Source organism: Stenotrophomonas sp. TWI700 (assembly GCF_039673645.1).
Classification (GTDB): domain Bacteria; phylum Pseudomonadota; class Gammaproteobacteria; order Xanthomonadales; family Xanthomonadaceae; genus Stenotrophomonas; species Stenotrophomonas maltophilia_AA.
The window spans coordinates 122,939-130,577 of record NZ_JBDJMB010000011.1; the positions used below are offsets into that span (position 1 = coordinate 122,939).

General features: G+C 66.7%; 4 protein-coding genes and 1 riboswitch. Of the genes, 1 reads left to right on the plus strand and 3 read right to left on the minus strand.

What is annotated here, in order from left to right; translation table 11 throughout:
• Window positions 1-83: 83 nt before the first annotated feature.
• From ABE473_RS10645 to thiC, 3 genes are all read right to left on the minus strand, one after another.
• Complete coding sequence (locus ABE473_RS10645; RefSeq protein ID WP_346489436.1) at window positions 84-2,417, minus strand: winged helix-turn-helix domain-containing protein; 2,334 nt, start codon at window positions 2,415-2,417, stop codon at window positions 84-86.
• A 250-nt stretch (window positions 2,418-2,667) separates the two neighbouring features.
• Window positions 2,668-3,345, minus strand: a complete 678-nt coding sequence (locus ABE473_RS10650; RefSeq protein WP_176988273.1) for an ion channel — start codon at window positions 3,343-3,345, stop codon at window positions 2,668-2,670.
• 97 nt (window positions 3,346-3,442) lie between these two features.
• Window positions 3,443-5,320 (minus strand): phosphomethylpyrimidine synthase ThiC, encoded by a 1,878-nt coding sequence (gene thiC / locus ABE473_RS10655; protein ID WP_346489437.1) that lies wholly within the window; start codon window positions 5,318-5,320, stop codon window positions 3,443-3,445.
• Between the two features lie 141 nt (window positions 5,321-5,461).
• A riboswitch (TPP riboswitch) is annotated at window positions 5,462-5,563 on the minus strand.
• A 292-nt stretch (window positions 5,564-5,855) separates the two neighbouring features.
• On the opposite strand from thiC, the gene ABE473_RS10660 reads away from it, so the two are divergent.
• Window positions 5,856-7,424, plus strand: coding sequence for a BCCT family transporter (locus ABE473_RS10660; RefSeq protein WP_346489438.1), 1,569 nt, complete (start codon window positions 5,856-5,858; stop codon window positions 7,422-7,424).
• Window positions 7,425-7,639: the final 215 nt, after the last annotated feature.

The following is a 7,639-nucleotide window of genomic DNA, read 5'->3' on the forward strand; positions in this document are numbered from 1 at the left end:
GCAGTTTTGCCAAATCAGGCCACTGCCTTCAGGACGTCTTGGCGAGATTGATCCGAATTCGCCACGACAGCCTCACGAAGAACTTACGAAGGATCTTTTCCCTTCATAAACAGCAGGTTGGAGAAGGCCGGGAAGAACGACGAGCTCGCTTCAGGCAGAGTCATGACCCCGATGTCGGACCCATCGGCCACCGCAAGGGCCACATACACCGCACTGCCGTCCGGACTTGCGCTGAATCCATTGCCGGTGCCCAGTCGATCCGCGTCCAGGCAGTGCGCGCCGTCGCCCGAGGTCGCGCTGAGGCGGGCGAACACCGTGGCGCAGTCGGCGCGGTTGGCGAGGTAATCGATCTGCCCGTTGCCGGAGACGGTCCATGCGCGGTAGCGCCATCGCGAGGGCTGGTCGCTGCGCACCTGGCGGATGCTCTGTGGTGTCAGGGCGGCATCGGCCGACCACAGGCCACTGGCCGACAGGCGGGTGAACAGCACGCGCTCGCCCGCCACGTCATAGCGCGCCTGGGAGACGCCCTCGATGCTGCCCAGCGAGCGCCAGGGCGTGGTGGTGCGATCGAACAGCGACAGACGCATGCGTTCGTCACGATCGCGCTCGACCACCAGCAGCTGTTCCGGCCGCTGCCCGTACAGGGCCTGCAGCGGCTGCGCCACGGGCACCGCAAGGCGCACGGTCTGCTCGTCGCGCGGGGACACTTCGAAGATGGCCGGATTGGCGTGTTCATCACGCCCCAGCACCAGCAGATGGCGGGCATCGCGCGACCAGTCCGGAATCTGACGGGTTTCCGGGCGCAGGCCTTCGATCGGCCGCAGCGATTCAGGGCGCTGCAGGTCCGCCCACCACAGCGCATAGCTGCCGGAGCGGTTGGAGCTGAAGACCAGCTGCCGGCCGTCCGGCGCGATCATGGGCTGTGCATCGCGGCCGCCCGAGGCGAACAGGCGTTCGGGCACGCCCGGGCCCTCGGCCCCGATCGGCACTTTGAACAGCCCGAACTGCGCACGGCGGTGCATGAAGGCCAGCATGTTGTTGCTGCGCGACAACGCCGGCGCCTGGGCATCGTCGAGCCCCAGGTCGCGCAGCGTGCGCGTGCGCGTATCCAGTTCGTACAGGCGTGCTTCGCTGTCCACGCGGCGGCCGAACACGATGTGGCGGCTGTCGCTGCGCCAGGCCCAGCCGCGGATTTCAGCCGAATCGTTGGTGAGCTGTTCCGGCGTTCCGCCCTCGGCGGGGATCCGCCACAGATCGCCGACCTGCGGATTGCGCACGAACACGATCCAGCGCCCGTCGGGCGAATAGCGCGGCGCGTATTCGAAGCTGTCCGCATCGATCGTGTAGTCGAGCGCGGTCCAGCTGCCGCTGGCGATGTTCAGGGTCCGGATGCCGCGATGCGCGTACTTGCCCGACAGGGAGCCGAACAGCAGGCCACGACCGTCCGGGGTCCAGTCGAAGCTGAGCAGCTCGGTGCCATCGCAGCGGGTGACATGACGCAGGGCACCGCCGGTGGCGCTCGAGATGATGACCTCGCAACTGCCGTCCGGGCCGAACCGCGCGAAGGCGATGTCGCGCCCGTTGGGCGACCAGTTTGGGAACCGGTCGGAATACGTGGCCGGCGTATCCATCAGGATGCGTGCCGGCGCGTTGCCGGAGGTCTGCACCTTGATGACACTGCCCTGGCGTGCCGGCGTATCGGCCTCGTAGGCGACCTGCGAACCATCCGGGGACAGCGTGGGATACGTCTCGAAGCCCGAGGTGGCGGTGATCAGCCGGTACGGCCGCTGCGGGCTGCCGATCACCCGGGTGCCATCCTCGATCGCGGCGTCCACCGCCGTGGCGGGCCGTTCGCGCTGTACCAGCAGGGCCGCCATGACCAGCAGGGCGATCAACATCGCCACGCCGATGGCAAGCAGGATATAGCGCCGGGTGCGGCGCCACTGCCGACGCAGCGGGCCGTCAATGCGCCTGCGCGACGGCGCGGTGGCCGGAGGCAGCAGCGTGGCGTCATCCAGCGCGTCGGGGTCGACGCCGTCCACCGCCGCCAGGCCCCGCACGTCCTCGACCGCACTCACGGGCACGAGCAGGCGATAGCCGGTCTTGGCGATGGTTTCGATATAGGCCGTACCGGCCTCTTCGTCGGTGGCGAAGGCCTTGCGCAGCTGGGTGACGGCCTGGGTCAGCACGTCGTTGGTGGGCAGCGTATCCGGCCAGACCTCGGCGAACAGTTCGTCGCGGGTCACCACGGCGCCCGGTGAGCGCATCAATGCCTTCAATACGCCCAGCGCCTTGGGCGTCAACCGGCGCGGGCGACGCACGCCCACCACCATCACTTCCCGCGAGGAAAGAATGACGGTGCAATCGCCGATTCGAACTACATCGGCTGACGGTCGCTCACTGTCGTTGATGATCATTCCGGTGACACGAGTGAATGCAGGACTACGGGAACGCAGCATTCATCACAATCGACAACGACCGAACGAACCGCCAGATTCCGCACAAGGCATCAGCGCAAAGCGCAAAAACACTGAAGCGCGCGAATACTAGCCTATGTGGGTTAACCGCACCTGTGCGTGTGGCCAACACCAGGCTCTCTCTCGCCGACGAATCCACATAAATTGATTCAGCATTCGCGCCTTCGGGCGCGAATTTTTTATGTGCGATTCAGCTTTGTATGCGACGAATCATCGTGAGCCCGACCAGGCGCGAGACCACCAGCGCTACGTACATTACGCCAGCGAACTGTTCCAGCATCACCAGCGCCCGTGCCTGCGCATGGATAGGCACCACATCGCTCAGTCCGACCCCGGACAGCAAGCTGAAGCTCAGATAAAGCAACTCCATCCAGGTGCGCAGTTCGCTCTCGCTGGTGGCCACGAAACTGCCCGGGTACCACTGCTGGCACACCGCGAACGCGAAGGCGAATGCCCAGGCCAGCAGCGTGAACGTGGCCCCCGCGGCGAACAGCTCGTCACGGGTGACCTTGTGGTCCTGCAGCATGTAGGCGATCAGGCTGCCGGCGGTATAGAAGTACAGCAGGCATTCGAGCAGCTGGGCGGTGGTGACCAGCGCCGGACGCCCCAACAGCGCGCCCGAGATCGAGAACACCACCGAGGGGATCGCCAGCACCAGCGCCACCCACATCCCCAACGGGCTGCGGCGTACCACCCACAGGGCCAGCCCAAGCACCGCGATCCCGAACGCACCGAACAGCGCGCGGCTGGCGCCGGCCTCGTCCATCGCCGGGTACAGCAGCACGCCCAGCAGTTGCACCGCCAGCAGCCACGCCGAGGGATGCCGGCGCGCGATCGCCAACCATTTGGTGCTGCGTGCTATCGCCATCGTTGTCCCCACCCCTGCCTGGTCGCGCCGAGCTTAGCCGGAATCGCGGCGGCACTGGATGATGGCCGGGGCGGCGCGCACCGCCCCGGCCGCTGCCTCACTCCTGGCGATACACCTCGGCGCCCAGATCGCGGAACTGGGCGGACTTCTCCGCCATGCCGGCTTCCAGCGCCTGGTGCGTATCCAACCCCTGCCCCGCCGCATAGTCGCGCACGTCCTGGGTGATCTTCATCGAGCAGAAGTGCGGGCCGCACATCGAGCAGAAATGGGCGAGCTTGTGCGCATCCTTGGGCAGCGTCTCGTCGTGGAATTCCTTGGCCTTCTCCGGATCCAGCCCAAGGTGGAACTGGTCCTCCCAGCGGAACTCGAAACGCGCCTTGCTCAGTGCGTTGTCGCGTACCTGCGCGCCGGGATGGCCCTTGGCCAGATCCGAAGCGTGCGCGGCAATGCGGTAGGCCATGATGCCGTCGCGCACGTCCTGGCGGTTGGGCAGGCCGAGGTGTTCCTTCGGCGTCACGTAGCAGAGCATGGCGGTGCCGTACCAGCCGATCATCGCCGCGCCGATCGCGCTGGTGATGTGGTCGTAGCCCGGCGCGATATCCGTGGTCAGCGGGCCGAGCGTGTAGAACGGCGCTTCACCGCACTCGCGCAGCTGTTTGTCCATGTTCTCCTTGATCAGCTGCATCGGCACGTGGCCGGGGCCTTCGATCATGGTCTGCACGTCATGCTTCCACGCGATCCTGGTCAGCTCGCCCAGGGTTTCCAGTTCGCCGAACTGCGCGGCATCGTTGGCATCGGCGATGCAGCCCGGGCGCAGGCCGTCGCCCAGCGAGAAGGTCACGTCGTAGGCCTTCATGATCTCGCAGATGTCCTCGAAGTGCGTGTAGAGGAAGTTCTCCTTGTGATGCGCCAGGCACCACTTGGCCATGATCGAGCCACCGCGCGAGACGATGCCGGTCACGCGCTTGGCGGTCAGCGGCACGTAGCGCAGCAGCACGCCGGCGTGGATGGTGAAGTAATCCACGCCCTGCTCGGCCTGCTCGATCAGGGTGTCGCGGAAGATCGCCCAGTTCAGTTCTTCGGCGCGGCCATCGACCTTCTCCAGAGCCTGGTAGATCGGCACGGTACCGATCGCCACCGGCGAGTTGCGCAGGATCCATTCGCGCGTTTCATGGATGTGCTTGCCGGTGGACAGGTCCATCACGGTGTCGCCGCCCCAGCGGATCGCCCAGACCAGCTTCTCCACTTCCTCGGCGATGCCGGAGGACACCGCGCTGTTGCCGATGTTGGCGTTGATCTTGGTGAGGAAGTTGCGGCCGATGATCATCGGCTCGCTTTCCGGGTGGTTGATGTTGTTGGGCAGCACCGCGCGGCCGCGGGCGATCTCGTCACGGACGAATTCGGGCGTGATGATCCTCGGGATCGAGGCGCCGAAGGACTCGCCGGGGTGCTGCTTCAGCAGCGCGGCATCGCGGATCGCCTCCAGGCGCTGGTTCTCGCGGATCGCCACGAACTCCATCTCCGGCGTGATGATGCCGCGGCGTGCGTAGTGCATCTGGGTGACGTTGGCGCCGGCCAACGCGCGTCGCGGTTGCAGGCGCGACGGGAAGCGCACCGCATCGAGCCGGGCATCGGTTTCGCGCGAGCGGCCGAACGCGGAGCTCAGGCCCTCCAGCACTTCGGTATCGCCACGCTCGGCCACCCAGGCGGCGCGCAGTGCGGGCAGACCGACCGAAAGGTCGATGGCAGCCGCCGGATCGGTATACGGGCCGGAGGTGTCGTAGACGGTGACCGGCGCATTCTCTTCGCCGCCGAACAAGGTGGGCGTGCGGGTCAGCGTGATCTCGCGCATCGGCACCTGCAGATCGCTGCGCGAGCCCTGCACGTGGATCTTGTGCGAGCCGGGAATCGGCCGGGTGACCGATTCGGAGAGTTGCTGGGCCTGTTGCTGCAGGGCGGAGAGCTGTGCGTTCATCGAGGCATCGTCCTAGGTTCAATCCCCGCACAGGGACTGTGCGGTTCTATGCGAGGGACTCGCATGGGAGGGACGAAACGGCGGCGCTCGACGGACGGATTGCGGGCGGTCTCCGGGCGCGGTGGCCCTACGGCGCAATGCATCTGCTGATGCGAAGCTTCCCTACGCCGGTATCAACCGGATCAGGTTCGAAGGGACTGTCTCAACCTTGGCCACTGGGCCGCGGTACCCCCGCTTCGGGGCGAATTAGACCACAAAGGCAAGCGCGAGGGGCACGCGGGCGAAGGTGCGCGCTGGCGGGCACGGGGTGGATGTGAACAAAGCGCCGACACCCGATGCACTACCATGCTGCGGCGCGGTATGCGGTGCGATACAGGGGTGAAAACCCCGAATCGTGCGCGCACCACGCACTGCTCGACGCCATTGACGTCCGTACTGACCGGCCTCGACCGGCTTGATCCGCCCCAGTCGTTGCCGCTGTGCCGCTGGAGATTGCAAGCCTCGGCTCGCCCCTACTGATCGGAGACACGCCTTCATGGTGTTCCGCATTTCCATCGCACTGGTCGCACTGCTGGTGCTGATCGCCGGCCTCGCGCCGGGCCCCTTCAACGAGGTCGTCCAGAGCGGCCTGTCCATCATGATCCGCAGCACCGGCTGGCTCTACCTGCTGGTGGTGTTCATCACCCTGTCGTTCCTGATGTACCTGGCCTTCGGCCGCTTCGGTTCGCTGCGCATCGGCGGCGAAGATGCCGAGCCCGATTTTTCCAATGCGAGCTGGATGTCGATGCTGTTCGCCGCGGGCATGGGCATCGGCCTGGTGTTCTGGGGCGCGGCCGAACCGATCTCGCACTTCGTGAAACCGCCTGAAGGGTTGGCGCCGCAGAGCATGGAGGCGGCGCGCGCATCGATGCGCTATGCGTTCTTCCATTGGGGCCTGCATCCGTGGGCGATCTATGCCCTGATCGGCCTGGCGATGGCGTGGTTCCAGTTCAACCGCAATGGCCGCGGGCTGATCAGCGATCTGCTGCAGCCGATCATCGGCGCGCATCACCGTGGCTGGATGGGCACGGTCGTCAACGTCGCTGCGGTGGTCGCCACGGCGATCGGTGTGGCAACGACGCTGGGCTTCGGCACGATCCAGATTGCCGCCGGCCTCGAGCGCGTGTTCGGCATCCAGGCCACGGTACCGGTGCAGCTGACCATCATCGCGGTGGCGTTCGTGCTGTACATGGCCTCCACCACCAGCGGTGTCCACCGCGGCATCAAGTGGCTGTCCAACTTCAATCTCGGCCTGGCGGCATTGCTGCTGGCGCTGATCCTGGTGCTGGGACCGACCGGCTTCATCTTCGATACCTTCACCACGACCATCGGTTCGTACCTCAATTCGCTGGTGACGATGAGCCTGCGGATGTCACCATTCTCGGGCAGTACCTGGGTGGCGGACTGGACGATCTTCTACTGGGCCTGGTGGATCGCGTGGGCGCCGTTCGTGGGCTCGTTCATCGCGCGCGTGTCGCGAGGACGCAGCATCCGCGAGTTCGTGCTGGGCGTGGTGATCGCACCGAGCGTGCTGGGCTTCCTGTGGTTCTCGGTGTTCGGCGGCACGGCGCTGTGGTCGCAGATCTTCGGCCACGTGGACCTGGCGCAGGCGCTGGGCAATGGCTATGAGACGGTGCTGTTCACGATGTTCGACAGCCTGCCGATGCCCATGATGTTGTCGGTTGTCGCACTGGTGCTGTTGATCATCTTCTTCGTGACCTCGGCCGATTCGGCGGTGCTGGTGCTGGCGACCATGTCGACGGAGGAGGCCGGCGATCCGCCGTTGGCGCGCCGGATGGTGTGGGGCGTGGCGATTGCGTTGATCGCGGGCGTGCTGTTGTTGGCCGGTGGACTCACGGCGCTGCAGGGGATGATCACGATCGCGGCGTTGCCGTTCGCGTTGTTGATGCTGGCGGTGATGTGGTCGTTGTACCGGGTGCTGGACATGGAGCATGCGTTGCAGCGGCGCCGTGCGCAGCGTGCGCGGCGGTTGATGGACGAGTGGATCGAGCGGGAGATCGCGGCGCAGGAAGAGACGCGCGATGAGGCGGCTCGGGCGCCTTAGGGTGGTCGGGTTGGTCGGGTTGGTCGGGTTGGTCGCGTTGGTCGGATTGGTCGCTTAGAGCGGCACGCTTCCCGGGCTATCGGTGGGCGGGCCGGGCCGGGGGGGGGGGGGGGGGCCCCCCGCGAGCCCCCCCCCCCCCCCCCCCCCCCCCCCGCCCCCCCCCCCCCCCCCGCCCCGCCCGCCCCGCGCGCCCGCGGCCGGCCCCCGCCCGCGCC